The 22,150-nt window shown below is 59.2% G+C and carries 29 protein-coding genes and 1 pseudogene; 15 read left to right on the top strand and 15 right to left on the bottom strand.

Translation table 11 applies throughout. The annotated features are described in order from the left end of the window. Nucleotides 1-12: 12 nt before the first annotated feature. Entirely contained in the window at nucleotides 13-3,120 is a 3,108-nt protein-coding gene (locus ABIB99_RS43325; protein WP_502917567.1) for an AAA family ATPase, read from the top strand. Between the two features lie 397 nt (nucleotides 3,121-3,517). Here the strand turns inward: ABIB99_RS43325 and ABIB99_RS43320 are convergent, their stop codons facing one another. The 6 genes from ABIB99_RS43320 to ABIB99_RS43295 form a co-directional block, all read right to left on the bottom strand. After that, nucleotides 3,518-3,814, bottom strand: coding sequence for a hypothetical protein (locus ABIB99_RS43320; RefSeq protein WP_354181983.1), 297 nt, complete (start codon nucleotides 3,812-3,814; stop codon nucleotides 3,518-3,520). Further along, entirely contained in the window at nucleotides 3,811-4,002 is a 192-nt protein-coding gene (locus ABIB99_RS43315; protein WP_212455235.1) for a hypothetical protein, read from the bottom strand. Before ABIB99_RS43315 ends, ABIB99_RS43320 begins: the two co-directional genes overlap by 4 nt. 138 nt (nucleotides 4,003-4,140) lie before the next feature. Continuing rightward, nucleotides 4,141-4,413: a hypothetical protein gene (locus ABIB99_RS43310; RefSeq protein WP_354181980.1), complete on the bottom strand. Its 273-nt coding sequence runs from the start codon at nucleotides 4,411-4,413 to the stop codon at nucleotides 4,141-4,143. A gap of 42 nt (nucleotides 4,414-4,455) precedes the next feature. Continuing rightward, entirely contained in the window at nucleotides 4,456-4,710 is a 255-nt protein-coding gene (locus tag ABIB99_RS43305; protein WP_038937372.1) for a hypothetical protein, read from the bottom strand. 692 nt (nucleotides 4,711-5,402) lie between these two features. Beyond that, nucleotides 5,403-5,663: a DUF3551 domain-containing protein gene (locus ABIB99_RS43300; RefSeq protein ID WP_071911927.1), complete on the bottom strand. Its 261-nt coding sequence runs from the start codon at nucleotides 5,661-5,663 to the stop codon at nucleotides 5,403-5,405. A gap of 144 nt (nucleotides 5,664-5,807) precedes the next feature. Next, nucleotides 5,808-6,026: a hypothetical protein gene (locus ABIB99_RS43295; protein WP_283016716.1), complete on the bottom strand. Its 219-nt coding sequence runs from the start codon at nucleotides 6,024-6,026 to the stop codon at nucleotides 5,808-5,810. Nucleotides 6,027-6,439: 413 nt separating this feature from the next. On the opposite strand from ABIB99_RS43295, the gene ABIB99_RS43290 reads away from it, so the two are divergent. Beyond that, the gene (locus ABIB99_RS43290) at nucleotides 6,440-6,721 is read left to right on the top strand and encodes a hypothetical protein (protein WP_283016715.1); all 282 of its coding nucleotides are present in this window, start codon (nucleotides 6,440-6,442) and stop codon (nucleotides 6,719-6,721) included. Between the two features lie 79 nt (nucleotides 6,722-6,800). Here the strand turns inward: ABIB99_RS43290 and ABIB99_RS43285 are convergent, their stop codons facing one another. After that, nucleotides 6,801-7,577 (bottom strand): ATP-dependent DNA ligase, encoded by a 777-nt coding sequence (locus ABIB99_RS43285; protein ID WP_354181977.1) that lies wholly within the window; start codon nucleotides 7,575-7,577, stop codon nucleotides 6,801-6,803. 197 nt (nucleotides 7,578-7,774) lie between these two features. Between ABIB99_RS43285 and ABIB99_RS43280 the strand changes: the two genes are divergently transcribed. Continuing rightward, the gene (locus ABIB99_RS43280; protein WP_039156949.1) at nucleotides 7,775-8,029 is read left to right on the top strand and encodes a PepSY domain-containing protein; all 255 of its coding nucleotides are present in this window, start codon (nucleotides 7,775-7,777) and stop codon (nucleotides 8,027-8,029) included. Between the two features lie 115 nt (nucleotides 8,030-8,144). Then, the gene (locus ABIB99_RS43275; RefSeq protein WP_135217200.1) at nucleotides 8,145-8,342 is read left to right on the top strand and encodes a hypothetical protein; all 198 of its coding nucleotides are present in this window, start codon (nucleotides 8,145-8,147) and stop codon (nucleotides 8,340-8,342) included. Nucleotides 8,343-8,378: 36 nt separating this feature from the next. On the opposite strand, the gene ABIB99_RS43270 is transcribed toward ABIB99_RS43275, so the two are convergent. Next, on the bottom strand, nucleotides 8,379-8,756 hold the full coding sequence (locus ABIB99_RS43270; RefSeq protein ID WP_135217209.1) for an NUDIX hydrolase: 378 nt from the start codon (nucleotides 8,754-8,756) through the stop codon (nucleotides 8,379-8,381). 496 nt (nucleotides 8,757-9,252) lie between these two features. Continuing rightward, nucleotides 9,253-9,615 carry a hypothetical protein gene (locus tag ABIB99_RS43265; RefSeq protein WP_354181975.1) on the bottom strand — a complete coding sequence of 121 codons (363 nt, stop codon included), beginning with the start codon at nucleotides 9,613-9,615 and terminating at the stop codon, nucleotides 9,253-9,255. A 935-nt stretch (nucleotides 9,616-10,550) separates the two neighbouring features. Here ABIB99_RS43265 and ABIB99_RS43260 point away from each other — a divergent pair. Next, nucleotides 10,551-10,733, top strand: a pseudogene (locus ABIB99_RS43260) (hypothetical protein); the annotation flags it as partial. A gap of 85 nt (nucleotides 10,734-10,818) precedes the next feature. Then, nucleotides 10,819-11,004, top strand: a complete 186-nt coding sequence (locus tag ABIB99_RS43255; protein WP_354181973.1) for a hypothetical protein — start codon at nucleotides 10,819-10,821, stop codon at nucleotides 11,002-11,004. 559 nt (nucleotides 11,005-11,563) lie between these two features. On the opposite strand, the gene ABIB99_RS43250 is transcribed toward ABIB99_RS43255, so the two are convergent. Continuing rightward, nucleotides 11,564-11,827, bottom strand: coding sequence for a hypothetical protein (locus ABIB99_RS43250; protein ID WP_354181971.1), 264 nt, complete (start codon nucleotides 11,825-11,827; stop codon nucleotides 11,564-11,566). A 797-nt stretch (nucleotides 11,828-12,624) separates the two neighbouring features. Between ABIB99_RS43250 and ABIB99_RS43245 the strand changes: the two genes are divergently transcribed. The 5 genes from ABIB99_RS43245 (at nucleotide 12,625) to ABIB99_RS43225 (ending at nucleotide 17,745) form a co-directional block, all read left to right on the top strand. Beyond that, complete coding sequence (locus ABIB99_RS43245) at nucleotides 12,625-13,128, top strand: septal ring lytic transglycosylase RlpA family protein (RefSeq protein ID WP_354181969.1); 504 nt, start codon at nucleotides 12,625-12,627, stop codon at nucleotides 13,126-13,128. Nucleotides 13,129-13,158: 30 nt separating this feature from the next. Then, nucleotides 13,159-13,494 carry a hypothetical protein gene (locus tag ABIB99_RS43240; RefSeq protein WP_354181967.1) on the top strand — a complete coding sequence of 112 codons (336 nt, stop codon included), beginning with the start codon at nucleotides 13,159-13,161 and terminating at the stop codon, nucleotides 13,492-13,494. Nucleotides 13,495-14,007: 513 nt separating this feature from the next. Then, on the top strand, nucleotides 14,008-14,493 hold the full coding sequence (locus ABIB99_RS43235) for a DUF4142 domain-containing protein (protein WP_354181997.1): 486 nt from the start codon (nucleotides 14,008-14,010) through the stop codon (nucleotides 14,491-14,493). A 1,494-nt stretch (nucleotides 14,494-15,987) separates the two neighbouring features. Continuing rightward, entirely contained in the window at nucleotides 15,988-16,776 is a 789-nt protein-coding gene (locus tag ABIB99_RS43230) for a hypothetical protein (RefSeq protein ID WP_354181965.1), read from the top strand. Between the two features lie 207 nt (nucleotides 16,777-16,983). After that, nucleotides 16,984-17,745 (top strand): IS5 family transposase, encoded by a 762-nt coding sequence (locus ABIB99_RS43225; RefSeq protein WP_354181963.1) that lies wholly within the window; start codon nucleotides 16,984-16,986, stop codon nucleotides 17,743-17,745. On the opposite strand, the gene ABIB99_RS43220 is transcribed toward ABIB99_RS43225, so the two are convergent. Then, nucleotides 17,742-18,167 carry a hypothetical protein gene (locus ABIB99_RS43220; RefSeq protein WP_028154089.1) on the bottom strand — a complete coding sequence of 142 codons (426 nt, stop codon included), beginning with the start codon at nucleotides 18,165-18,167 and terminating at the stop codon, nucleotides 17,742-17,744. The genes ABIB99_RS43225 and ABIB99_RS43220 overlap by 4 nt on opposite strands. A gap of 204 nt (nucleotides 18,168-18,371) precedes the next feature. Between ABIB99_RS43220 and ABIB99_RS43215 the strand changes: the two genes are divergently transcribed. After that, the gene (locus ABIB99_RS43215) at nucleotides 18,372-18,575 is read left to right on the top strand and encodes a cold-shock protein (protein ID WP_354181961.1); all 204 of its coding nucleotides are present in this window, start codon (nucleotides 18,372-18,374) and stop codon (nucleotides 18,573-18,575) included. 109 nt (nucleotides 18,576-18,684) lie between these two features. Further along, nucleotides 18,685-18,852, top strand: coding sequence for a hypothetical protein (locus ABIB99_RS43210; RefSeq protein WP_247458048.1), 168 nt, complete (start codon nucleotides 18,685-18,687; stop codon nucleotides 18,850-18,852). A 376-nt stretch (nucleotides 18,853-19,228) separates the two neighbouring features. Here the strand turns inward: ABIB99_RS43210 and ABIB99_RS43205 are convergent, their stop codons facing one another. Then, the gene (locus ABIB99_RS43205) at nucleotides 19,229-19,408 is read right to left on the bottom strand and encodes a hypothetical protein (protein WP_354181959.1); all 180 of its coding nucleotides are present in this window, start codon (nucleotides 19,406-19,408) and stop codon (nucleotides 19,229-19,231) included. 72 nt (nucleotides 19,409-19,480) lie between these two features. Next, nucleotides 19,481-19,804, bottom strand: coding sequence for a hypothetical protein (locus ABIB99_RS43200; RefSeq protein ID WP_354181957.1), 324 nt, complete (start codon nucleotides 19,802-19,804; stop codon nucleotides 19,481-19,483). A gap of 184 nt (nucleotides 19,805-19,988) precedes the next feature. Here ABIB99_RS43200 and ABIB99_RS43195 point away from each other — a divergent pair, with 184 nt between their 5' ends. Together ABIB99_RS43195 and ABIB99_RS43190 are read left to right on the top strand one after the other, a co-directional pair. Continuing rightward, complete coding sequence (locus tag ABIB99_RS43195) at nucleotides 19,989-20,132, top strand: hypothetical protein (protein WP_354181955.1); 144 nt, start codon at nucleotides 19,989-19,991, stop codon at nucleotides 20,130-20,132. Nucleotides 20,133-20,245: 113 nt separating this feature from the next. Beyond that, nucleotides 20,246-20,494, top strand: coding sequence for a hypothetical protein (locus tag ABIB99_RS43190; protein WP_354181953.1), 249 nt, complete (start codon nucleotides 20,246-20,248; stop codon nucleotides 20,492-20,494). Between the two features lie 264 nt (nucleotides 20,495-20,758). Here ABIB99_RS43190 and ABIB99_RS43185 read toward each other — a convergent pair whose 3' ends face one another. Then, on the bottom strand, nucleotides 20,759-21,022 hold the full coding sequence (locus ABIB99_RS43185) for a hypothetical protein (RefSeq protein WP_354181951.1): 264 nt from the start codon (nucleotides 21,020-21,022) through the stop codon (nucleotides 20,759-20,761). 211 nt (nucleotides 21,023-21,233) lie between these two features. Then, the gene (locus tag ABIB99_RS43180; protein WP_247310007.1) at nucleotides 21,234-21,413 is read right to left on the bottom strand and encodes a hypothetical protein; all 180 of its coding nucleotides are present in this window, start codon (nucleotides 21,411-21,413) and stop codon (nucleotides 21,234-21,236) included. Nucleotides 21,414-22,150: the final 737 nt, after the last annotated feature.

Raw genomic sequence — 22,150 nt, 5'->3', positions numbered from 1 at the left:
CGTCTCACTGTCATGTTTTGCGACCTCGTCGGCTCGACCGCAATTTCGTCTCGGCTTGACCCGGAAGACCTGCGCGAGGTGTTCGGCAAGTACCACAAAGACGTTGCGGGGGTGGTCCGACGTTTTGATGGATTCGTGGCCAAGTATATGGGCGACGGGGTTTTGGCCTACTTCGGCTACCCGCAGGCGCATGAGGACGACGCCGAGCGAGCGGTTCGCGCCGGTCTGCAGATTGTGACGACTGCGCGGTCAGTGCCGGCTGCGCCTGGCGGCAGACTGCCGGTCCGTGTCGGTATTGCTACAGGTCTCGTCGTCGTAGGCGATCTGATCGGTGCCGGCGAATCCCAAGAGCGTGGTGTAGTGGGCGAGACGCCGAATCTCGCGGCGCGACTGCAAACTTTGGCGGAGCCGGACTGCGTCGTGATCGATGCGAATACGCAGCAGCTGACGAGCGGGATCTTCGAATACGAGGAACTCGGTGCGGTCGAGCTAAAGGGCTTTATTGAACCCGTGCGTGCGTGGCGCGTGCGTGGCGAGAGTACGATCGAAAGCCGGTTCGAAGCACTACATTCGGCTGCCGCTCTCACCCGGCTTGTTGGGCGCGAGGACGAAATTGAGCTGCTCGCTCGGCGCTGGATCCAGGCAAAGTCGGGTGCGGGACAGGTGATCCTGCTCTCGGGCGAGCCGGGCATAGGCAAGTCCCGGCTGACCGCTGCCCTTCAGGAGCGACTGCGGGAGGAGCCCCACATCCGGCTGCGCTACTTCTGCTCGGCGCATCACCAGGACAGCGCGCTGCACCCGACGATTGTGCAACTCGAACGAGCCGCGGGTTTCGAGCGGGGCGATACACCGGAGATGAAGCTTCGCAAAATCGAGGCCCTGCTCGCGCCGACATCGTCGCCGATTGCGGGTCTCCCCCTCGTCGCCGAGTTGCTAAATATTCCCGCTGGCGATCTGTACCCTCCGAGCCAGCTAAATCCGCAGCGCAAGAAGGACGAGACATTCGAGCTGTTGCTCCACCAACTCGTCGTCCTCGCGCAGAGCCAGCCGGTATTGTTGGTCTACGAGGACGTCCATTGGATCGACCCCAGCTCACGCGAGTTCCTCGATCGCGTGGTCGATCGGGTAGCAGGTCTGCCTGTGCTGTTGCTGATTACATTCCGGCCCGAGTTTAAATCGCCATGGACCGGCCAATCGCACGTTACGATGCTCACCCTCAGCCGCCTCGACCGGCATCAAGGTGCGACGCTGGTGCAGCGGGTCGCGGGCGGCAGGGCACTCCCGGGGCATACGATGGAAGAGATCATCAAGCGCACCGATGGCGTGCCGCTTTTCATTGAGGAGCTGACGAAGACTGTCGTAGAAGCCCAAGCGAATCGGGAAAGCGGCGAAGACGCGAGCGCCACAACCTCGCGATCGGCGTTTGCTGTGCCCGCAACCCTACAGGCGTCGTTGATGGCCCGGCTTGACCGGCTTGGGCTGGGTCCCAAGAAGATGGCACAAATCGGGGCTGCCATTGGCCGTGAGTTTTCATACGAACTGCTGGCCGCCGTCGCCGGCCCAAGCGAGAGCGAGATACGAGACAGATTGGCGCGGCTTGTCCATTCTGAACTGGTTTTCCAGCGCGGCGCGCCGCCAGATGCCATCTACAGCTTCAAGCACGCTCTGGTGCATGATGCCGCGTACAGCACGCTTCTGCGCAGCGATCGACAGCGATTGCATGCGCGCATTGCCGAAGCCATCGAGGGGCGATTCCCGGATCGCGTGGCGCGCGAGCCCGAACTGCTGGCGCACCACTTTGCGGAGGCCTGCCAAATTGAACGTGCCGTCGGCTATTGGCTGAAGGCCGGCGAAAGCGCTTCCCAACGTTCGGCCAATCTGGAAGCAATCCGGCATCTCACCCGAGGGTTAGAGGCGCTGAACACGCTACCCGAAAATTTAGAGCGGGATCGGCAGGAACTCGCTTTTCAGATCGCGATCGGTACTCCCATGATCGCCGTACACGGTTATTCTGCACCGCAGACAGGGGCCGCCTACAGCCGTGCACGCGCGCTTTGCGAGCGTCTTGGCGAGGCCGAGCCTCTCATCGCTACCCTCAGCGGTGAGTTCGTCTATTACTTCGTGCGCGGCGATTATTCCATGATGCGGCGACTAACCAGCGAGGCTCAGCAGGTATCTGAGCGCCTTCCAAGCTCTCTTGTCCGTCTCGCCAGCCACCGCTTGGCGGGGATCACGGCCATGCACTTCGGAGCGTTTGCCGAGGCTCGGTCCGAGTTCGAGGCGATTCTGCGCCTCTACGACGTGCGTCAGCATCGATCGCAGCCAGTGCACTACGTTCACGACCCGAAAGTTTCGGCCCTCACCTATCTCGCGCCTGTCCTCTGGATCCTGGGCTTTCCCGAGCAGGCGCGACGTTCGAGCACCGCGGCGTTCCACTGTGCCGCGGAGTTGGACCAGGCGAACCTCTCAGCGCATGTCCACAATTTTGCCGGCGCCGGCTTGGACGAGCTGCTCGGCGACGTCCCGGGCGTACAAGCCCATGCCGAAGCGATCATTGAGCTGGCCGATCGGCACAGCCTAGGCTATTGGCGCGTGAACGGTCTGATTCTTCGCGGCTGGGCTATGGTACAGCAGGGCGCCACGGAGGCAGGCATCGCGCTCATGTGTCAAAGTGCCGAGAGCCGCGCGGCTCTCGGCGTCAGTTGGTATCAAGCCCGGTATCTCTGCATGCTCGCCACGGCCTATGCGCAAGTCGGCCAAGCCGAACCAGGCCTACGTATCATTGCGGAGGCGAAGGACCTCATCGCGAAAAACAGCGAACACATGTGGGAGGGGGAACTCGCACGTATCGAGGGGGAGCTTATGCGGGTGCAAGGTAGGTCGGCCACTGAGATCGACGCCTGCCTTGCGCGAGCGATGGCAATAGCCCGCGCACAGGGCGCCAAGTCGCTCGAGCTCCGTGCCGCCCGCAGCTTGGCGCGCCAGTGGTGTGATCGGGGGCGGCCTGATGACGCCCGTGCGCTGCTCGAACCGCTCTTCAACTGGTTTACTGAAGGATGCGAGACCGCTGATTTAAAAGCCACAACGGCGTTGCTCGACGAGTTGACCTGCGGAACATGAGTGGGTTTACGCTGTGCTCCCTTGTGCAAGGATAAAAAGCGCGATCTTACCCTTCGTTGGGACTGCGCTACGGACTTCCTTCGGAGGCGCTGACGACCTCCGCTTGTGGCCCGTAACGGACCTCCCGGCATGTCTGCTTTTGGGCCGCTAGTGGGGCACAAGCGGACATTAAGCGCCGGCCCACTTTCTCGATTTATGAGTACACGCCCTAGCTCAACGGTCCGGCGCCTGCCGTTACAGGCCATGGACGTCATGACGAAGGCCGAGGAACAGACCGAAGTCACGCTCCCGCCTGGAAGAGGCGCGTCGGGTTATCGAGGAGTACGCCGCCGACCTTCGGGAGATCGTTAGGAAGTTGCGCCAGCGGTTGCACTAGGGGGCTGACACCTGCGGCCTCTTATTGATCCCTCTTGAGCTCGCGCCGGCCCCAATGGGGCTCTTTCCCCTTCGGGTTAAGCTCCGGGACATAGTGGCGGTTCAATGCCCGCATGACCCCGACGCGGGCAAACATCGTCGGGCCGCCACCTTCTGCTACCAGGATCAAGGCTTCCATCGCCGCTTGCCACTCCGGTACGGCGTGCTCTTTCTTCGGCAGCGTGGCGATGTACTCGCCAGCGTCGAGCAGCGTCACCAGTACGCGATCGCCGATCGTGATCGGATCCTCGAAACGCCGACCCCAGCCTCGTTCGGTCATTCCTTCCGCTTCAGCTCAGGTCCCGCGGCAGCAATGGCGCGTTCAACCTCGTCGGCCAGAATGGTCAGATGCTCGGCCAGCTTGGTGAACAGTTCTCGCTTCTTGGGTTCAGTTGCCAGATCGCGGATCAAGGCGCACTCGGCAGCATCCGTGCGGAGCTTTTCCAACTGAGCCTGCATGTCTTTCATGGCGATCGGTTCCGATCCCGATGAGGAACTATACCGCTTTGGGCACAAGTGGACAGAACTGATTGCCGGTTTTTCCTATGCTCATGACCACCTGGCGACCCCATTACCGCCAAGGTGACTCCAAACGGCCCCGGCAATTTAGTCTTTTGCTGGGGCCGCTTTTGCGCTGGTGCCGATCAGCCGGACATAGGTCCCGCTCTCGTGCAGCTCGAGCCAGCCCTTCTCAACTGCATGCTTGATGCCGGCGCCGAACTCCAACCCGGTGGCCTTGAGCGTGTAGAGAAACGGAGCATTGAGCTTTTCGATGTGAATGCGACCGTCCTGGACAGCTTCAATGGTCTTCGCGAGCTCGACCAGTTTGCGGGCGGCGGCTTCAGGAGCGGCAAAGGCACGTTCGGCGGCGAGTTTCATGCAGATCGACTACCCGATTCTTCGTCCCCAGGCCGTACTGCTTCACCCGCACTTGTGGTTTTTGGCGTGCAGCGCGGTTCGGTCGCCAGTCATCTCACCGACGTAGTCGTCAATGGCGCTCATCAGCTTCTCGCGGTCGGCACGGCGATCCTTCCTGCCAAAGATGAGGTAGTGGCGAAGCCGGCCGAGTTCGGCCAGGTCGGCTGCTACCGCCTCGGCCCGCACTTCTTCCGCGCGCTGACGCATGCGCTCTTGGTGCCAAGCTCTCGCCGCCGCTCTGTTCTCTGCCTTGGTCATGACGCCATCGGACCGCGGCGCAGGCGAGAGTCAAATTATCGATTCCTAGCGGCGCGGGATGCTCGCGAGCTACTGCCGGTCGTGGGTGTGGAAAAGCAAAGGGCCGCCGATTCACGATGGCGGGTTTTTGTCGCTGATGCGGAACGCAGTTGAGGCCCGTCAGTTTATCGGGCAGGCGATCCGTTTGCTGAGGGGCGGTGCGTCATGGACTGTCTCAGCCTTGTCATACCTGCTGCTATTGGCGTGCTAGCCGGTCTGTTCTTCCCCGGCCACAACAACATTGATCGGCGGAGAAGGTGACGCATTTGCCCCAGTCCGCATGAGCATAGAGAGCCCGCCGAATTCCACGCTGGCGGGCTACCCCATTCGCTCAGTGCGGAGATCTCCGACGAGTGCTAAGTTGGCACTGTGATGATCTTCAGGAATCCTCGGGCCGTCTTTGCTTTAATGGGCATTTGGGCGTGTTTCGCCCTGATGCTCTGGCTCCTTGCAAAGCTGTGGCCGGTTTTACTTGCTCTCGGTGGTTGACCCACGGCTCACGCTGTCGGGAGCCTATGGGGCAATGTCAGAACGACGTAGGCTAATCCGAACCTTGGGCCGCGGAACGCGCGCGAACTACTGCGCGTCGTGGGTGTGGAAAAGCAAAGGCCCGCCGGTTCACGATGGCGGGCTGGGCGTCTCTCGCAACTGCCCTAGTAGGCGCGGCGGCCGTGCCGCCGATAAGCTGCGGGGTTTTCCACGCCCGCGAAGTATGGATTTATGGCGCACTCTGCGGCGCGGCCCGATGCCGAAGCATTGCACTGAGGCAGCGATGTGTAGCTGCAATCGTAATAGTTGGCCCCCGCGCGGTAAACGTGCAGGCAAACCGGATAGGCCGGATTATACGTCTGAGCTGCCGCCGGCTCTGTTGATGCCATCCCGATTGCCAAAATCGCCAAGGCCGGAGTACGCATTGGCACCTCCTTTCGGACATTGACAAAGCGCGCGAAGCTCCACGAGCCAGTACTTCGATCGTACCCCGCGGAGGTCGCGACTGCGCCTGACGATCGCTACCAGCCCGCTGGTCACGCTGGCGGGCCTAGCTCTCCCGGGACGCCTTAGACGACCCTAAACGCGCGGCGTAGATCGCGTGCTCTGACCTCTCGAGCGTACGGGAGTATCTCCGCAACTATGGCGTAGGCGCGCTCTCTGGGCACGCCTAGCGCGACCTTGCCCTTGATGAACTCATCGAGGCCGACCAAAAGTTTACGTTCAGCCTCTGTCATCTGCTGCTGATGAGCGTCGATTTCCTTCTTGAGTGCGCCGTCGTCAGACATCAGTGCTTCACTCTAGTGGGAGCTGTAAATACTCCGCCGGGCAAAGGCCCGCTGGTTCACTGGCGGGCCTACCACCAATAAGCAACCCCTGCCGGTTTACGACAGGGGCTGCCGCGGATGGATGGCCTGAGGCTAGCGCCGGGGGCATCTAGGTGTCACGCCAAGGACCCGCTGAAAGTCAACGCCGCTTGGCGCCTCGCAGCTAGCAGATTTGTTGAGCAGCGCGCACAAATAAGCGGCTTGTTAGACCGTGCGGGTTTGATCACGTGCACCAAGATTGAATACATGTTAGTTGCATCAATTGTTCTGCAGTACGCATTGCGATCACCATTCACGCTTAGCGGTTCGCCAGCTTGACCGATCGAAAAGGTCGCGCAAGCCGTGGTCCCCCGACACACGGGCTTTTTAACTCAATGGTGCTGCGCTATTTTAAAGCCATGCCGCGTAGCACAAACCGTAACCTGCCGAGATCAGCGGACCTAATGGCCGCCAAGGACGAGCTTCTTGCTGGTCGACGGATCGTCATTGCTGCTTTGGCTGGACCGCGTCTTAGCGGTAAGAAAGGCATCGTTCTTGGTCAGGGAGCAACGGCCACTCAGGTCAAGGTGCTCTTAGACGGTGCCAAGGGCTACGTGATTCTCCATGCGCGATACGTTGATCTATTCGAGGATCGATCCGCTACCGAGGGGGTCTAGAATGACCGAAATGAAGGCGCGGTACGTTGCTTGGTATGAGCGACCGGTAACCGGCCGGTTCACCGTACTGGATCTTTCACTAGATGTGCCTGCGATCGGAAAAGGCGGGAAGCCTCTGTCTGGCTTGTCGCACTCCACTGCTGAAGCAGAGGCCGATAGACTGAACGCTGCCCGCAGCCGACCGAGGGGCCCAGAAAGGGGATGGACGGAAAGGGGCAATTGAACCGCCGGGCCTTGATTGGGCAGGAGGCGCGCGACCGAACGCTCGGAATTCTCGCGTCATTGCCGGATGGGTCCGGTTCTTCACCTTGATCCAGTCTTTCGAGCGGCCGGCGCCATAACGCCGGTCGCGGCGTTTCGAGACCAGGCCCTCGAGGCCCATGCGGCAGGCGGCGGCGAATAGATCCGGACCGATCTCGGCAGCCTCGAACGGCGCGACGAATCTGCCATCAGGCCGGCCGCGCAGCAGCCGCGCCAAATTGGTCTTGCGCATCGTCAATGGCAGCTGGCGCAGGTCCTCGCCGCCAAGCGCGAGGATGTCGAACGCATAGAGCTGAACCTCGTGATCATGCTTGCGCGAGTGCAGGGCGTTGAAGTCCGAGGCGCCGTCGACGCCGAGCACCACGGCCTCGCCGTCGATGGCGAATCGCTGCTCGCGGTTGTTCAGCGCGGCCTCGACGATCCAGGGGTATCGCTTGGTCCAGTCGTGGCCGTTGCGGGTGAAAAGTCGCACGGTCTTGCCCTGGCGCTCGACGCGCAGGCGATAGCCGTCATACTTGATTTCGTGGATCCAGTCGGGGCCAGCCGGCACCACCTTGGCGGCGGTCGGCAGGCAGAATTCGAACGCGGTACGCATGATGCGGAGATAGGGATCGTCTTTCCCGTAAGAAGGGGCCGCGTTGCCGGTTTTGACCCGAAGCCGACCATCTTGTCCCCAGGGGCCCAAAACGGAAGTCCATTCGTTTGCGTCGATCTGACACCAAGTCCGCGGGCGCGACAGAGGAACATCAATTCAGCGCGCCCGTTGAAGCCTTTCATCGAGAGGAGGCCAAAATGAAGCTTGCCACAATTCTGGTTCTCGGTTCCCTCGCCATTGGCTCAGCAGCGAGAGCAGACCAACCCGGACCTGACTGGATGCCGATGGAGCAAGTGAAGGCCAAGGTCATGGAGTCGGGCTATTCGCAGGTCACTAAGCTTGAAGCCGACGACGGCCAATGGGAGGGCGAAGGCATCAAGAACGGACAGAAGATGGAATTCCACGCCGACCCTAAGACCGGCGTGATCGTGCGCGAAAAGCCAGACCACTAGCTTTGAGAAGATGCAAGGTGGGTGGCCAGTTGTACTTTGAGCCGCCCCCTGAGGGCATTACAGTCATTGACGCATCAGCATCTGGCCCGAAACGACAATCGGGATCGCACTGAAAATGCGCACCAAGGATGTCACCAAGGCCGCCGCGCTCTACATGCTCAAGAATGGTCTTGCGAGCTATAAGGAAGTCGCCGAGCTTTCCGGTCGATCACGGCAACTCATTCGCATTTGGGGCGGGAAGGTTGGTGCACCGGGAGCCCGAAAACGATATCTGAAGAAGGTCTGGACCCGCGCTAAACGGTTGCGCGGTTGACCGCTGGGTTCGAGGCCGCAGTTGCGAGCGCGTGATCTACTTCGGAAACAACTTGTCCCGGATGTAGCGCGACGTGGGCGTGAGTCTGATGCCGCGCGGCTTGCGCCAAGCCGCTTTGTCGATCTCGTTCTTATCGCCGATCCTCAGGGGACCGGACGCCTTCTTGGCCACAAAGATCGCGTCGCTCATTTGTCGTCCGGATTGACGGTTTTTTCCCTTTACCTCTTTCCAGAGCTTCACTGGCCCAAGTTTTAGCTTCGGCAGTTCCTCGGTGATCTCGCGGCGAAGACACTTCCTCTCACTTTCACCCGCACGCTTACGGCCGCCCGGGAACGCCCAGCGCTTATCGCGCCGTCGTCGGACCAGAAGTACTCGCCCATTCTTCGCGGCGACAAGTTTCGAGGATTTAGCCATCTTCCTGCGAATCGATTTCACAATCCGGCATCAGTTTACAGCGGGGTTCGCGCCGCAGTGAAGAGCATCGTTCCCCTATGATTACGGAGCAATCGGTTTACGTCCAAGTCGCTGGTTCGCGCTGGGCCAGACGACTGGTCGCGCTGTGCGTATCGGGCGGGTGAGCGCCGAAGGCGGCTCTTGTGGACCCGCCGATGAAGTCGCCAGCGACCGTTCGGCGCTACTGCGAACGCGCTTGGGGCCGCTCACAAGGCACCTCAGTGCCGCCAGCCGTCCTTGTCGACCTCGACTCGAAAGCCTTCCGGCATACGCGGCACTTCCCCATCGCCAGCAGCGTTGCAGGCCGGACAGGGCGCCCCCGCGCCCCCACAGTTGCAGGCGCGTGGGCCTTCCCAGGGTCGGTCCGGGTGGTTCTCGCAAACCCAGCCGAGATCGTCACAGTTGGCGCACGTCGTAGCCATTGCACCGGCCGCAAGGGGCTTTTCGTCACAGGACATCAGGCGATTCCGCGCAAGGGCAGCGCTAGCTGCATGTCGAAGCTCCTTGTGGCGTTGGCGGCGATGAAGGCTTGCAGTGCAGAAGAGACCTCGGTGTCAGTGTCAGATGCGCGCTGGGCCAGTGCGTCGGCGACGTCGGAAGTCGCATCTCGCGACCATCCCTCGATGGGATTGAAGGACACAATCCGAACCGGATAGGCGTACTGGCCGGACAGCAGATTTTGCAGGATCGTCTCGAAGTCGGTGTCAGCTTCATCCGTTTCACGCCAGGCGCAACCGGCGCGAGCGCCGAAGTCTTCAAGCACTAGATAGATGTCGCGGTCGAGGCGGTCAGCGGGCATGATCGAGGGCGAGGAACGCATACGCTACTCCGATACGACAAAGGGCGAAGAGACGGCCCCGGCTGCGGGGGATCAAGGGGGTAGGCCGGGGCCGCTCCGCCGGCTGTGGCAGCGAGCCAGCGACGATTCAAATATTCGGCCGCGCTTGTGTTCCTTTATGCTAGCCAACTGGGCGTGCCGAGCCGATCGTGCGGAACGTCGCAGCACGGGTCGCAGGATCTGTCTTAAGACGGCGCCTGCGCCTTCTCATTCGGCACCTTCCGTTCGCCGCCGCATTGTACGCCGATGGGCGACACTGATTTTGTGAGATATCTGCGCCAAGCGCAGAATTGCCTGGATGAGGCTGAGAGGGCGACGCGAGAGGTCGACAAGGAGGCGTGGCTGAAGCTTGGGGAAGAATGGATGGAGATGGCGCGCAAGGCTCAAAGGCAAAGGCCGCACGAGCAGTAGGCTCGGCGGCAGGGCGGCGAAGTTCAATTCCGGGAACTGAATCTCTTTGGGGCCGTTTAGAAGCCGTCGTTAGCTGCTCGAGGAGGCCGCTGTGCCGGAGCGCCGTAGAGTGAAGCAAACCCGCTCTCTTGAAGAACGTATGGCCGATCGGGCCGCCGAACTCAAAGAACGGGCTCATCAGTTGCCCGCTGGGGCGGAACGTGAAGCCCTGCTTAAGCGAGCCAGGATTGCCGAGACGGGCTCACATCTGAGCGACTGGGTGCGTTCGCCGGGCCTGCAGAGGCCCGCCTAAGACTTTCAGTTTGATACTTTGACACTGGCTATTTCCGACCTCGGTGGCTGAATTGAAAAGAGACCACCAGATGGGCGGGAGTCGTGAGCCGACCGTCTGAACCGTCGCGACCATTTAGCTTTTCAAGCATGTGTTAACGACGGCCTTGGGCGGACTTGGCTAAATTGTGCTTGCAAACCCTGCGGTTAGGACCCGTATGCACGAGAGACCAGTCATGAAGCACCGTCGTCGATTCAAGCAAACCCAATCCCTCGAAGAGCGCCTTGCCCAAGAAGCCGAACGCCTGAGAGAGCAAGCCAAGAAGCTCCCGCACGGCTCTGAGCGCGAAACCCTCCTCCGCAAAGCCAGGCAGGCTGAGACCGGTTCGCATATGAGCGAATGGCTCAGATCCCCCGGTTGCAGTCGCCAAGTGAGCGCTGACAGGGCGCCCAAGGCTGTGGTAAAACCAGCCCAAGGGAAAGGTACGCGCGGCGGGGCGTGCTATGCGGGACTTTCAAGCGCAATTGGAAAAGCTGCGGACCGACGCGGCCGAGTGCAAGCTCATCAGTGATCTTGCCACTGACAAAGCCAAACGGGACTTGTTCGAGAGGCTGGCCAGCCATCTTATGGTTCTTGCCGATCAGGTCGAGACGGCCGTGCTCGAACGCAAGGTCCGTGACGGGACTTAGAGTGGCACAATCTGCATAGACGCCACTTCTAGTTGGTGCATAATTTTCCCTCAAATTCGCGAGGGAGCGCCATGACCGAGCGATTTATTCAGGCAGGCATTGTCACCGTAGGCACCGTGAACGCTGGCCTAATCGTTTGGCTAATACTGACGATTTGAGGCCGCCTCAGTTGGCGGCGTGGCCTGATTTGATTTAGATCAAGAGACGCTGGCCGCCATCAGACACGCTGGGCCTCATGGGAAAGCCTGAGGAACAGAGCGAGCCCAAAGAGCCCAAGCCGTCTCGCTTGGAGGAAGCGCGGCGGATCATTGAGGATTATGTCGCTGAGCTTCGTGAGATCGTTCGGAAGCTCAGGCGCAAGATGAACTAAGGCCGAGGCAGTTGGCTGCCTCTCTCCTCCCGAAGATACAACTTCAGATTCGTTGTCGTCGGCCAACTGCCATGAAAGATTGGCGGCATATTTCGCGTCTCGGAGGGAATACCCGATGCGCCTTGCATTGCCTTATGTTGGAATTGGTTTCTGCGCGCTTCTCTCGGGCTGGTTGTCCTTCACTCTGATCTATTGAGTGAGTAGGCCGCCCGGGCCTAGCAAGCGAACATAAGTCCCGCTCTCGTGCAGCTGGAGCCAGCCGCGATCGACGGCGTGTTTGAGCCCAGCGCCGAACTCGGTGCCGCTCCCTTTCAGCTTGAACATGAACGGCGCGTTGATCCGCTCGATGTAGATGCGGCCGTCCTGGACAGCCTCGATGCTTGCCGCGAGCTCGACAAGCTTGCGCGCGGCCGCCTCAGGGTCTGCATAGGGTCGTTCTTCGGTGTGCTTCATCGGTGTGTCCCATTGGCCGCCTGCGCGGCATAGATGTGCTGGCGGTGGGATAGCTCTTTGCCGGCTTCCAGCTGTCGAACGTGGTGCCGCAGACGCAGCGCATCAGTGTGCTCCTGATCTCACTGTCCAGTTTCTCGCCAAGCGCGCGCCTGAGGGTGGCGTCGTTGGTCATGTCGAGAGGATAGCGACGAGTCCGGCTTATGGGCCAGCCGCTGGCGCTTGGCGGCTGGTCTGTAGCGAGCACGAGGGATAGGTCAATTGGCTGTTGGTTGATAGACGCGGAGCTGGGCACGCCCATCCTTCAAACGCCTCGCGCTGGTCCAGAGCAAACGGCGTCGGTGCACGATGAATACACCGCCGCAAAGTGTCTGCGCAGAAGGCGGGCGGCTTGACTCTCCCGCCTTCTCGACGCTTCGCCGATGGCGAGCGCTATCGCTGATCTATTCAACCATTTGCTTGACCACCGCCCCCAGCTGGTTTCGAACCCCATTTGCTCAAGATTCTTGCGGGCGCCGAAGAATCCCCATTTTGGGGATATTTGAGTTTTCCTGACCCAGTTTAGGAGCCCTCAATTTCGTAACAATCGAATCTCTTCCTATGCTTGTGTGATGCGCTGCAGCGAGAGAACTGCTTGCTGCGCTGCGCCCGAACATCTCCGGCACCTCGCATCCGAACCACCGGTATGCATTCACCTTTGTTCTGCACGTAAATGCGTGTGCAGGAACACGGGCCGATGAGTTTGCATTGTCCACTTGTTTCATTTGTGCATGAGGCCAATCATGCGACTTCTTTGTAGAATGATCGCGATTGCGACAATCGCAGCGTGGATGGCGATCCACTCGACTTTTGCTTTCGCGCAAACCTTCGACGACAGGTGGTCCATCATTCCAAAAGCTCACGCGGAGCCAACTCCTGAAGGACTGGATCAGACAAAGATGAATGAGCCGCAAGCCCCGCCTTCGACTACACAGCAGGCGCAACCTCAGACCGGGCAAGGGCTTTCGAAAGATCGTCTCGAAGCTAATCGAGTCTTTTCTGGCAAAGCCTCCTACTACTCTTATTCCAAGGGCAGGACAGCGAGCGGTTCATCGTTTGATCGGAATCTGCTGACCGCGGCGCACCGCCGCCTGCCGTTCGGGACCAAGTTACGCGTCACTCACCGCAACCGAAGTGTCATTGTCACCGTCAATGACCGCGGGCCGTGGGTCCGGGGCCGCGTTCTAGACTTATCCTTGGCCGCCGCGCACAGCTTAGGGATTACGGATCGTGGCGTGGCTCAAGTTCGTGCCGAGGTGTTGTAAACACGCAACGGGCGTCGAAGCGAATTTGCCGTGCCTCTCAAGAACCCCGACGCTATTGCCGTCATCGTGACAGCCCTACGGCTGGTTCACGGTGACGAAGCTGCACGGGCTATGCTGGTGGAGGGGATGACCTTGGCAGCGCTGATAGACGCGATGTTCTCCGCACCGATCGCACGACGCGATGCCGTTCGCAACATCACAAACGCGTTGAACGACTTTGCTATCTCGCCGGACGTCGGGCCGGTTTGGCATCTCAAGTACTTGTATGACAATCAGTCGGGTTCGTTGACGATCGTAGACATGGCAATAGCTACGCCAACCGGTACGCTATCAAGTGTGGAAACCACGTTGCGGCTTCCTGTCTAATACCCGGGCGACGGTAGCAAAAGACTGCACCCAGTGTGCAAACCAAGGAGGAGAGGGCTCAAGGCTAGCGAGCCCAACGAGCAGATGCAGCGTGATGCGGACAAAGGGGTCACGACACGCAACTCCGGAGCGTCCGGTTACGTGGCCGATCAAGAGAAGCCGGGCGCTTCTGCGCATTCCCCCGGCCAACCGGGAAGGGAGCAGACCACCGGTTCGGGTAGCCAGACCGGCACACCGAAATAGAGGCGTTCTCATGAGGCCGCCCACTGAGGCGGCCTTTATCCACAGCGCCCTCCAACGGCTTCTCCTTCCACTGCGCTCGAGCTTCCCACTCGATGCGCGCCTTGCCATCTACGGTCATGTAAGTGGTCCGAAAGGCCACTAGTCAGGTGCTTTGCGGACGTTTGAATAATGCGATGCGAAACTTCCAATGTCGCCCCGTGCGCCTAATTGGAACCTCCCGGGCTTCAGGCGTGTTCATCGACAAACAACTCACAGGAGTTTGCCTTGAGAATGCTTTTATCGCTCGGGACAGCAACCTTGATGGCGATCTCAATGGCCAACGGGTCTGCAAAAGATAGGCAAAGCGAAACGTTCCTAAAGAAGGCAATCGAGGGCAATTTCGCTGAAGTGAGCATGGGAGAGCTGGCGCAGCAGAACGGTCAAAGCGACGCAGTCAAGTCGTATGGCAGAATGCTTTCTACAGACCATGGTCCCGCCAATCAGAAGGCTTTAGATGCTGCTCAAGGACTGGGAATGAACTCACCAAGCGGACCAAGTGCAAAACAAAAGGCCGACCATGACAAGATGTCAAAAGTGTCCGGCGCAAGCTTCGATAGAATGTTCGCGACACACATGATCGCAGACCACCAAAAGGATATCGCCGAGTACAAGAAGGCATCGAAAAGTAAGGATGCTGCCGGAGAATATGCTTCCGGCCAGATAGATACGTTGCAAAAGCATTTGGACACCGCAAAATCGTTGAAAGCCGGTAATTAATCGGACGCCGGAATTGCGTCGACGGGGGCGCGGCAAGACAAATAATTTGCCAGAACGCCGCGATTTCGGGCGGACCAGCAGGTCATAACTCGAAGCACGCAGACCCTTCTTGTCGTCAAGGACGGCGCGGGCTCACGTTTATCAATTCAGTCAGCGGTTCGTGCGAGCAGGCAATTTCCGTATGCCGAGATAATCAACAAACTCATCAGAAAATCTCCAACCCCGGCTCGTCGCAAGATCGGTGACTCTCAGGGGTCACGACCTGGCTCGTTCTCCACATCGAGAAAACGGGAGTGTAAAGTCATTTCATTCTTAGACCCGTCAAGCAAAACGCGAACGCGGTGGCGCGTTCCGCCAGATCCGCGAACAACGCCATGTCGGCCCGCCATTCTGGGACCCGCCGCTGCGTTCACGATGATCCGTTGCCCTTTCACCAGCTCGTTTTTGAGAAGTTTGAGGTCCAGTAGGTTCGGCAGGCTGCGCCTGTTTGGTGGAGGCATGGTGGAAACTTAGCGCCGCCGGACGCGACGCAAAACGTCTCGTCGTCGTACCAGGTAGTTTGCGATCAGCAGCCTGACCGCCAAGACGGCGAGCGCGGTAGCAACAATCTCCCAGATCATTTGGACCTCGAAACGTTCATCTACCTCACGAGATCATCAAATCGTCAAGCTTCGTTGTGTTGCGCGACGAAATCTACGTTAGACCATCGTTTGGAGATGAATTGCCCAACGACGATTTCAATCGCCAAATCGACCAGCTTCCAATCAAACTAAAGCGCCAACTCGCGACCGCCATCGCGCAGGAAGCATCAGGGCTAGCATCGGCGAGGCGAGCGGCGGTTTTGGGGTTCAAGGCGGAAACGGCTTTATAGCCTTTGCGACACGGCTCGTAGGCGCGCCTCACTGCTAAACTCAGGCCTTAGGCTCGTCCGGAAAATCGAAGCTGACGATGATGAGTGCGAAAGCTCCGACGATCAGGAGCGCAACGCAAAGCGCCAGGACTCCGTAGGGCCACACTGCTGATCTCCGCGGGGAAAAAACAAAGCGACGCGCCGAGTATGATGGCGCGCCGACTTCGCTAGGCTGAAGCCGGACAGGGCAACTCATCCGGTGATGACAGCGTAATCGGGCAACCGACGAGCGCAATCGAAGGCTGAAATTAAGCTTGAGCGGTAGGGTAAATGAGGGAGGAACAGCCCGACGAGCATGCTTGGAAGGCGCGTGCCCAGAGGAAGAAGCCGATGACCTGTTCGACTAACTTTCATGTCAAGACGCGAGGATCGGACTAGGCCGTGTACCCATAAACCCGGTGGCGTTATGCGACTAAAGCAATGTCTGCTTTGCCCCTATAGCAACCGACTTCGTGCGGCAGCGCAATATGTCGCGATGGGCCACTAGCGGACAGAAGCGAGCGTTAGCGTAGGCTTCAAACCACTTGGACTAAACGCCGAACCTTGGGTAGGGCGCTGCCACAACGGTTTACTGACATGAGACCGTGAGCAGGGCGTTGTTTGGTGGGCAATATCTGGTAGTTTTGCTTCAGCCACGTTACGCCGCCGGAATATCCGAAGAGACCATGATGTTTCCTTGGCTGAAGCGCGAACCGAAAGAATTGGTAGAACAACGACAGGTGTTGTCGCCGGCTCTGATGGACTACCCCCTTTACCAGCCACCCCACCGTCTGGGCGCTTTTCTTAGCCGCCGGGACGATCAGACCGACGAAGACTACGAGCGCTACCGCCTGGAATACGCCGAGCATATGAAGGTGAACTTTGCGTACTTCATGGCTCAGCGCGCCACGCGCATCGCCGCGTTGCAATCGTTTCTGAGCAAGCTCGGCGTGAACGCCAGCTTCGACGATGCAGGGCTCACCCGCGTATCGGCTTGGTTCCCCGACAACGCTTTCGCGCTAGCCTCTCTAAGAGAATGGGCTGTCAGTCAGTCATACTACCAGATGCAGACGCCATGGACTGAAGGGCTTCGTGGCCTCAATGTCATCTTCGATCTCGGCGTCTTTGTCGGCGATTTGCTGATCCAGAAACAGCCGCGCTTGCACTGGGTCGACGTCCCCAGGCTGTCTGATACCGGAGAGTGCTCTGCCACGCCTTACAAGATCGAGGGCTTTCGCAGGCAGGCAAAGCGCAAATGGTTGGGTCCCGCTGATCATATCCTTGGCCTTTGCTGGAACGATCTGAACGACCTTCACTCATACGCGCCGCTACCGAAAGCGCGCAGGAATTATGATGTTCTGGTCGGCGTTGTGCGCGATTATTCGACTCGGTGACCCCGTCTGAGGCGGGTGTACACGCCGTCTCGACGGGGGCGTCACTGATGCCGACGCGGGGGGACATGGTCCGCTCTGGGTCATTTTCGACAGTTTTGGCAGAGATTGAGGGCTGTTGATGTCCGCTCTTGTCCGTAAGCGCCGTACCAGGGTCGGGCCAAGAGCGTTGCGTTTGGCCGGACTGCCGTGAAACTGGGGGCTCGAATCATGCGCTACGAACTCGCCGACTATGAATGGTCCGCCATCAAGCCGATGCTGCCGAACAAGCCGCGTGGCGTTCCTCGGGTGAACGACAGACGGGTTCTGAATGGCATCTTCTTGGTCCTCCAATCAGGAGCACCCTGGCGTGATCTGCCGACGGCGTTTGGCCCTTACACCACTTGCTACAACCGCCTTGTCAGGTGGCGGCGGGCCGGTGTTTGGAGCCGCATCATAGAAGCGCTTGCCACTGCCCTGGATGCTGCTGTCCAGATGATCGACACTTCCATTGTCCGCGTGCATCAGCATGGAGCCTGCATCACAACGAACCAGCGCCAATCGATGGGAAGGTCCCGCGGCGGCTTGACGAGCAAGATCCATGCGGTGGTCGATGGCAATGGTCTGCCGGTACGGCTGGCGCTGAGCCCCGGTGAGGCCCATGACGTTCGACTTGCCGGAAAACTGCTGTCTCGCCTGAAATCCGGGTCAATGCTGCTTGCCGACCGTGGCTATGACGCAGACTGGATCAGGGAGCTTGCCATCAAGAAGGGCGCGTGGGCCAACATCCAGCCGAAAACCAACCGCAGCGAGCCGATCTGCTTCAGCCCCTATCTCTATCGTGCTCGCAACCAGATCGAGCGGTTCTTCAACAGGATCAAACAATGTCGTCGCGTGGCGACGCGCTACGACAGGCTGGCCGCCAACTACCTTGCCTTTGTTGAGCTCGCGTCAATCAGGCTATGGCAGCGTTGTTATGAGTCCGCGTCCTAAATTACAAACGTCGTGCCAAGATTGAGGACCATCTTTACCATCCACTGGCCCTTGATCGTAAAGGTCATGGAGCTCGGGTTTGGTATCTCGAAATTAAAAAAGACGCTTCCGCTCTTATTAAACGCCGCGCCCGACAACGCATCAGGAAAAAATGACACGTTTTGCGTGACGTCACCTCGGTGGCCCTTGACGTCCTTCAATGACCATGGACCGCTGATGTTGCGCATAAGTTGCGAATCTAGTTGGAAGTCCGTGTCCGAAACACCGCTTCCAGAGATTGGTCCGGAGCAACCTAAAAGTGCTGCGATATTAGCTACTCTGCTGCCAATCTTAAACGATATCGATGCGGTGCCCGACGACGTGCGTACCCTCAGCACGTGCGCAGCAATAAACCAGTCGTCCGCCTTTGTGTCTGCTGCCACGGCCGCCTCCCGCTGTAACTGAAACCTCTCGCCAGCGACTGGAGATTAACCGTCCTGATGTCATACCCATGTGAAGAGGTTCACACGATGTAAAACGACGTCCTCGGCTCGCGTACCTCCGGCGCATGAGCGCGGTTGCGACCAGCCTTTCTTTTGTCGAGATTCAGGCACTAGTTTTGGTTTTTCAAAGAATGGAGAAGCTAAGTGGCTATGGGGACAGTGAAGTGGTTCAACCAGACGAAGGGGTATGGGTTCATTCAACCGGATTCAGGCGGGAAGGACGTCTTTGTTCACATCTCGGCAGTTGAGAAGGCTGGTTTTACTTCGCTGGCAGAGGGGGCGAAGGTTAGCTTCGACGTCGTGAATAATCGCGGAAAGGACTCGGCGGAAAATCTGCGCGCCGGGTGAGCCTGCCAAACCGCGACGCGACGGTTCCAAGTTAGCCGCTTGGGTCTATCGTCGAATATCCTCTGATTTCCTCGTCGACCATCCTGCGTTGGTTCGCTGGGTGAGTCGAATGATGAGCGAGGAGGAGGCGGATCGCTATAGAGTCGAAGCCGAGGAATGCCGCCGCATAGCCGAAAGGGCAATTAAACAGCCGGACAAGGAAGCCTGGTTAAGGCTTGCAGCTGATTGGATGAAGCTGGCCGAAGGCGCCAGCTTGGGCGATGAGCGTAAGAAGTGAGGCTTGTTGGTCAGCGCGTCTGTTTGCCAAGCATTCGTCAATGCGAAAAGGCCGCAGCGGCGAACCACTGCGGCCAGCCGGGTTAAAAATAAGACGTGAAATATTGAGTCCAGCCCCGGCGAGATAAAGCGTACAGCGCGGGTGCCTGGGCGCAATGTCGTCGATGTTACACTGTGGGACAATTAAATGCGTCAGTTTCGCTGACTGAGGTGGGACTCGCCGGGGCTGGCGAAGGCGAGCCCTCAACCCCAAGGCCGCGAAAGCTAAAAGCTCCGGCTGCCTTGACGGACGCAGTAGTCTGCACCTGATCGGCGCAGATGCGAGCGTTAAAACAATATCGAAATTTGGCGGCTCCCTCAACGAAGCCAGCGTCAATTTACCGCTGATGCCCCAGGCCGATCCCCAACACGATAGCCTTCTGACGTAGCGCTCCCTCGGTTCGCTTGGTCATCTTGGCTATTTTTACGACAGGCGTCCGCGCCTTGGAGTGCGCCTTCAAGTCCCGAATATCGGTCTTGGTCCACTCGCGGCGAACTACTTTTTTCTTCTTGGCCACTCGGCGCTCCTTCAATGTTGAAGGCGCGGTCTAACAACATGGCGCGTGCTGCGCAACAAACGCTCTGCGCACTTACGGAGATTTAATGGCCGACAACGAACAGCTAGTTCTATCTATTTCGGCTGACACGCGGGAAAATGCAGAACCAGCAAGACAATCGAAACGGCGACTAAGGCGGTAGACGCCAAGACCACGACATCGAAGACCTTGCCGCTCATTCTGCTCGGCACTTTGCGCCAGTGCATGGCAGTCTTCTCGCTCAGATTTTCGGCGCAGCACCAGCCCGGTCAAAGACAGGCACTTTTTCTTCGTCGTCAGGTGCTGCAGCAGATGGCGTATCTTCTGCCGCGTGCCGCAACGCTTCGGTTTGAGCGTCCAGGCCATCGACAGTTTCATTCGCCTGACTGCCGGAGTCGTGCGGTTTCGTCGGAACTTGGCCCGCGCCGGAACCAGTAACGGGATCCATTGTGCTCGACCCACGTGGCGTCCGATTTTTCTGTGTCATCGGAACCTCCCTGACGAGTCAATTTTTTCGCTCGCTGCAGGTTCCAGCCAGCAGAGTCCGCTAGCAATCGCGGCTATGCCGACGCCGCCGGTTGAAGATCTACTGGCCGCGGGATGGCAAATTGGCGTGGATCGCGATGCGCGCAACGCGGAGGTGGATCTACTGCACATGATGGAAGTCCAGCTCGCCGCCCAGCCAGCGATGGCCGGCATTACATAGGCGGCCATCGGTGCTGACGACGGTGACCGCGAATGGCGTGACGCAGCGTGTGGTGCGAGGCTGCCGCCTTCTCCCTGGAAGCGCGCTAAGTGTGTACCGACGAGGGAGGTCACATGTCAGACAAGGCCCGCGAGTTTATCGATTTCTGGGTGGAGAACAGCATCCACGCTGTGGAGCAGTACCAGACTGCGGGCGCGTCGCAGGATGTGGCAGAACTCACGCGGCGTCTCATCGAGGCTGCCAAGGGGCAGGGCATTTCGGAGGCAGACTTGCGGGAGGCGATTGGCGACATCGCCCCCTACATCGAGGAGCTCTTACGGGCGGCCAACAGGGCTGAAAGCGAGCTACGTCAGCCTACGTAGGCTTCGTCAACCTATACACATCACCAGGCTGAAGGTTAAGCTCTTCGAACATTCGCTGCTGCTCTGCGGTGATCGGGACATCCAACACTTCCGCGGTCCAGCCTTCTGGAACGGCAGCGAGAACCAATGTCAGCGCCTGACTCGGTTTAGCGAGTGCGATCCAAATTTGCGTTGTTGTGTCGTCCGCCGTCACTTGAACGACCGAAAACGAACTGCCAAACGACTCTGCCATTTCGTTCAATGCGGCAACTAGCGCCCTGGTTTCTAATCCGAGGCGACTCGATCTCGCTTTGCCGGTCGTCCTACCTGCATATTCTCTAGCGCGGTTGGCGGCTGCAGACCGGGAGAGGTCAACCATTCATTGATGTTCGCGGCAGTATCGGCCTGGCGGGCTCGTCTGAGGTAGAGCTCCCGCTCGGGGCCGGGCGGCAACTGTGCTGCGGCCTCCTTGAAGCGCGCAGCCTCTTCGGCCAGTCGCTCTTCAAATGTCTTAGTATGTTTGGTTCGGTTACGACGCTTGATGGTCATGGCTCTACTCCCTTCCGGTGAAGGCGGGAGCGCTGACCGGGCGCTCTCGTCATCGACATGTTGACCCATAATCGTCAGGTTGGCGCAGTGTTCCAACCGCACACGGCCTCCCGCTTGGCGCCAGCCGGTAGCAATCCTGCGGTCGGGCGGGCGCTCTACTTCCCGCCGTTCATGGCGTGCGCCATAGGGGCTGGGCCGCCTCGCAAATGCCTTAGCTTGGCGGGCCTTCACCGGCGCGCTCTCGCACCTCAGCTTTGGTGATTGCCTTCGTCAGCGCCTCCCAGGCAGCGCCATGGAAGGCTGTCTTGTCGTCGCCATCGTATTCGAGCTGGCGAAGGGCGATGCGACAAGCAGCGAGCAGTTCGCGCTCCAGCGCCGTGAGATCAGCCATTGCGGCGCTCCCTCGCGCTGTGTGCACTGTGTGTGCACAAGGCAAAATTGCTTTTCGACGGAGCGAGGAAAATCGAACCTAAGTCTTTGATATTGTTGGTGAGCGCGCTGGGGCTCGAACCCAGGACCCCGTGATTAAAAGTCACGTGTTCAAGCTGGCGGATTGAATCCGGCAAAGGAAAGATCGCCCAAAGGGCATCGCTGGCAACATGTAGGTGAGCAAGGCGCCTTCGAGGATCTCAAGGGCCGCGATCAAGACGTTCGTTGGACGGTAAAGGCACCTTTGCCCACGGAAATGCACCTAACCTCTCTGTCAGGCTCCGTAACCATTTGAAATCAAAGAAAATTAATGCGCCCTCCGAGCGCACCATAAACCCAAGGTAAACGATACGCCGTCGCAATGGGCTTCACACTAAGCAGGTAGCCAGCTCGGGAAATTTCTTTGTTACCACGGCGCTCGAGACGCATTTCGCTAATGCGTCAGAGCGTGATCGCGAGAGAAGGACTGGAGGCACTAAGCGACACGTCCGCTTATCGAGTGACAGGAAGCCGCCGTCTCTTGGTCGGGCACCATCAGCTTTTGACCAAGAGCGGAACGATTTCAGCAACCCATTGAACGATAGTATCTCTTGGTGCTGTGCACGAGCTATCGCCAAATTTTGGTGACGGCCGGAGCCGGTCAGGCGGCGGCGGTTATGGGCTGACGGTCGGTCGGCTTGGCGATGACCTCGATCCCAT

The organism is Bradyrhizobium sp. LA6.1, from assembly GCF_040547805.1.
GTDB classification, from domain to species: Bacteria; Pseudomonadota; Alphaproteobacteria; order Rhizobiales; family Xanthobacteraceae; genus Bradyrhizobium; species Bradyrhizobium barranii.
Note: the sequence above shows the minus strand (reverse complement) of the source record. Positions and strands in the feature narration are given on the sequence as shown.

Bases quoted from the DNA above. Each gene is read 5' to 3' on its own strand.
- ABIB99_RS43320 (WP_354181983.1), bottom strand. From the start codon at position 3,814: ATGACCGAACGAGGCTGGGGTCGGCGTTTCGAGGATCCGATCACGATC.
- ABIB99_RS43280 (WP_039156949.1), top strand. From the start codon at position 7,775: ATGAAGCTTGCCACAATTCTGGTTCTCGGTTCCCTCGCCATTGGCTCA.
- ABIB99_RS43255 (WP_354181973.1), top strand. From the start codon at position 10,819: ATGCGGGACTTTCAAGCGCAATTGGAAAAGCTGCGGACCGACGCGGCC.
- ABIB99_RS43190 (WP_354181953.1), top strand. From the start codon at position 20,246: ATGTCAGACAAGGCCCGCGAGTTTATCGATTTCTGGGTGGAGAACAGC.
- ABIB99_RS43290 (WP_283016715.1), top strand. From the start codon at position 6,440: ATGGTGCTGCGCTATTTTAAAGCCATGCCGCGTAGCACAAACCGTAAC.
- ABIB99_RS43185 (WP_354181951.1), bottom strand. From the start codon at position 21,022: ATGACCATCAAGCGTCGTAACCGAACCAAACATACTAAGACATTTGAA.
- ABIB99_RS43285 (WP_354181977.1), bottom strand. From the start codon at position 7,577: ATGCGTACCGCGTTCGAATTCTGCCTGCCGACCGCCGCCAAGGTGGTG.
- ABIB99_RS43210 (WP_247458048.1), top strand. From the start codon at position 18,685: ATGATGAGCGAGGAGGAGGCGGATCGCTATAGAGTCGAAGCCGAGGAA.
- ABIB99_RS43200 (WP_354181957.1), bottom strand. From the start codon at position 19,804: ATGAAACTGTCGATGGCCTGGACGCTCAAACCGAAGCGTTGCGGCACG.
- ABIB99_RS43265 (WP_354181975.1), bottom strand. From the start codon at position 9,615: ATGCGTTCCTCGCCCTCGATCATGCCCGCTGACCGCCTCGACCGCGAC.
- ABIB99_RS43225 (WP_354181963.1), top strand. From the start codon at position 16,984: ATGCGCTACGAACTCGCCGACTATGAATGGTCCGCCATCAAGCCGATG.
- ABIB99_RS43275 (WP_135217200.1), top strand. From the start codon at position 8,145: ATGCGCACCAAGGATGTCACCAAGGCCGCCGCGCTCTACATGCTCAAG.
- ABIB99_RS43310 (WP_354181980.1), bottom strand. From the start codon at position 4,413: ATGAAACTCGCCGCCGAACGTGCCTTTGCCGCTCCTGAAGCCGCCGCC.
- ABIB99_RS43245 (WP_354181969.1), top strand. From the start codon at position 12,625: ATGATCGCGATTGCGACAATCGCAGCGTGGATGGCGATCCACTCGACT.
- ABIB99_RS43325 (WP_502917567.1), top strand. From the start codon at position 13: ATGTTTTGCGACCTCGTCGGCTCGACCGCAATTTCGTCTCGGCTTGAC.
- ABIB99_RS43235 (WP_354181997.1), top strand. From the start codon at position 14,008: ATGCTTTTATCGCTCGGGACAGCAACCTTGATGGCGATCTCAATGGCC.
- ABIB99_RS43195 (WP_354181955.1), top strand. From the start codon at position 19,989: ATGCCGACGCCGCCGGTTGAAGATCTACTGGCCGCGGGATGGCAAATT.
- ABIB99_RS43250 (WP_354181971.1), bottom strand. From the start codon at position 11,827: ATGAAGCACACCGAAGAACGACCCTATGCAGACCCTGAGGCGGCCGCG.
- ABIB99_RS43270 (WP_135217209.1), bottom strand. From the start codon at position 8,756: ATGGCTAAATCCTCGAAACTTGTCGCCGCGAAGAATGGGCGAGTACTT.
- ABIB99_RS43305 (WP_038937372.1), bottom strand. From the start codon at position 4,710: ATGACCAAGGCAGAGAACAGAGCGGCGGCGAGAGCTTGGCACCAAGAG.
- ABIB99_RS43300 (WP_071911927.1), bottom strand. From the start codon at position 5,663: ATGCGTACTCCGGCCTTGGCGATTTTGGCAATCGGGATGGCATCAACA.
- ABIB99_RS43315 (WP_212455235.1), bottom strand. From the start codon at position 4,002: ATGAAAGACATGCAGGCTCAGTTGGAAAAGCTCCGCACGGATGCTGCC.
- ABIB99_RS43180 (WP_247310007.1), bottom strand. From the start codon at position 21,413: ATGGCTGATCTCACGGCGCTGGAGCGCGAACTGCTCGCTGCTTGTCGC.
- ABIB99_RS43295 (WP_283016716.1), bottom strand. From the start codon at position 6,026: ATGTCTGACGACGGCGCACTCAAGAAGGAAATCGACGCTCATCAGCAG.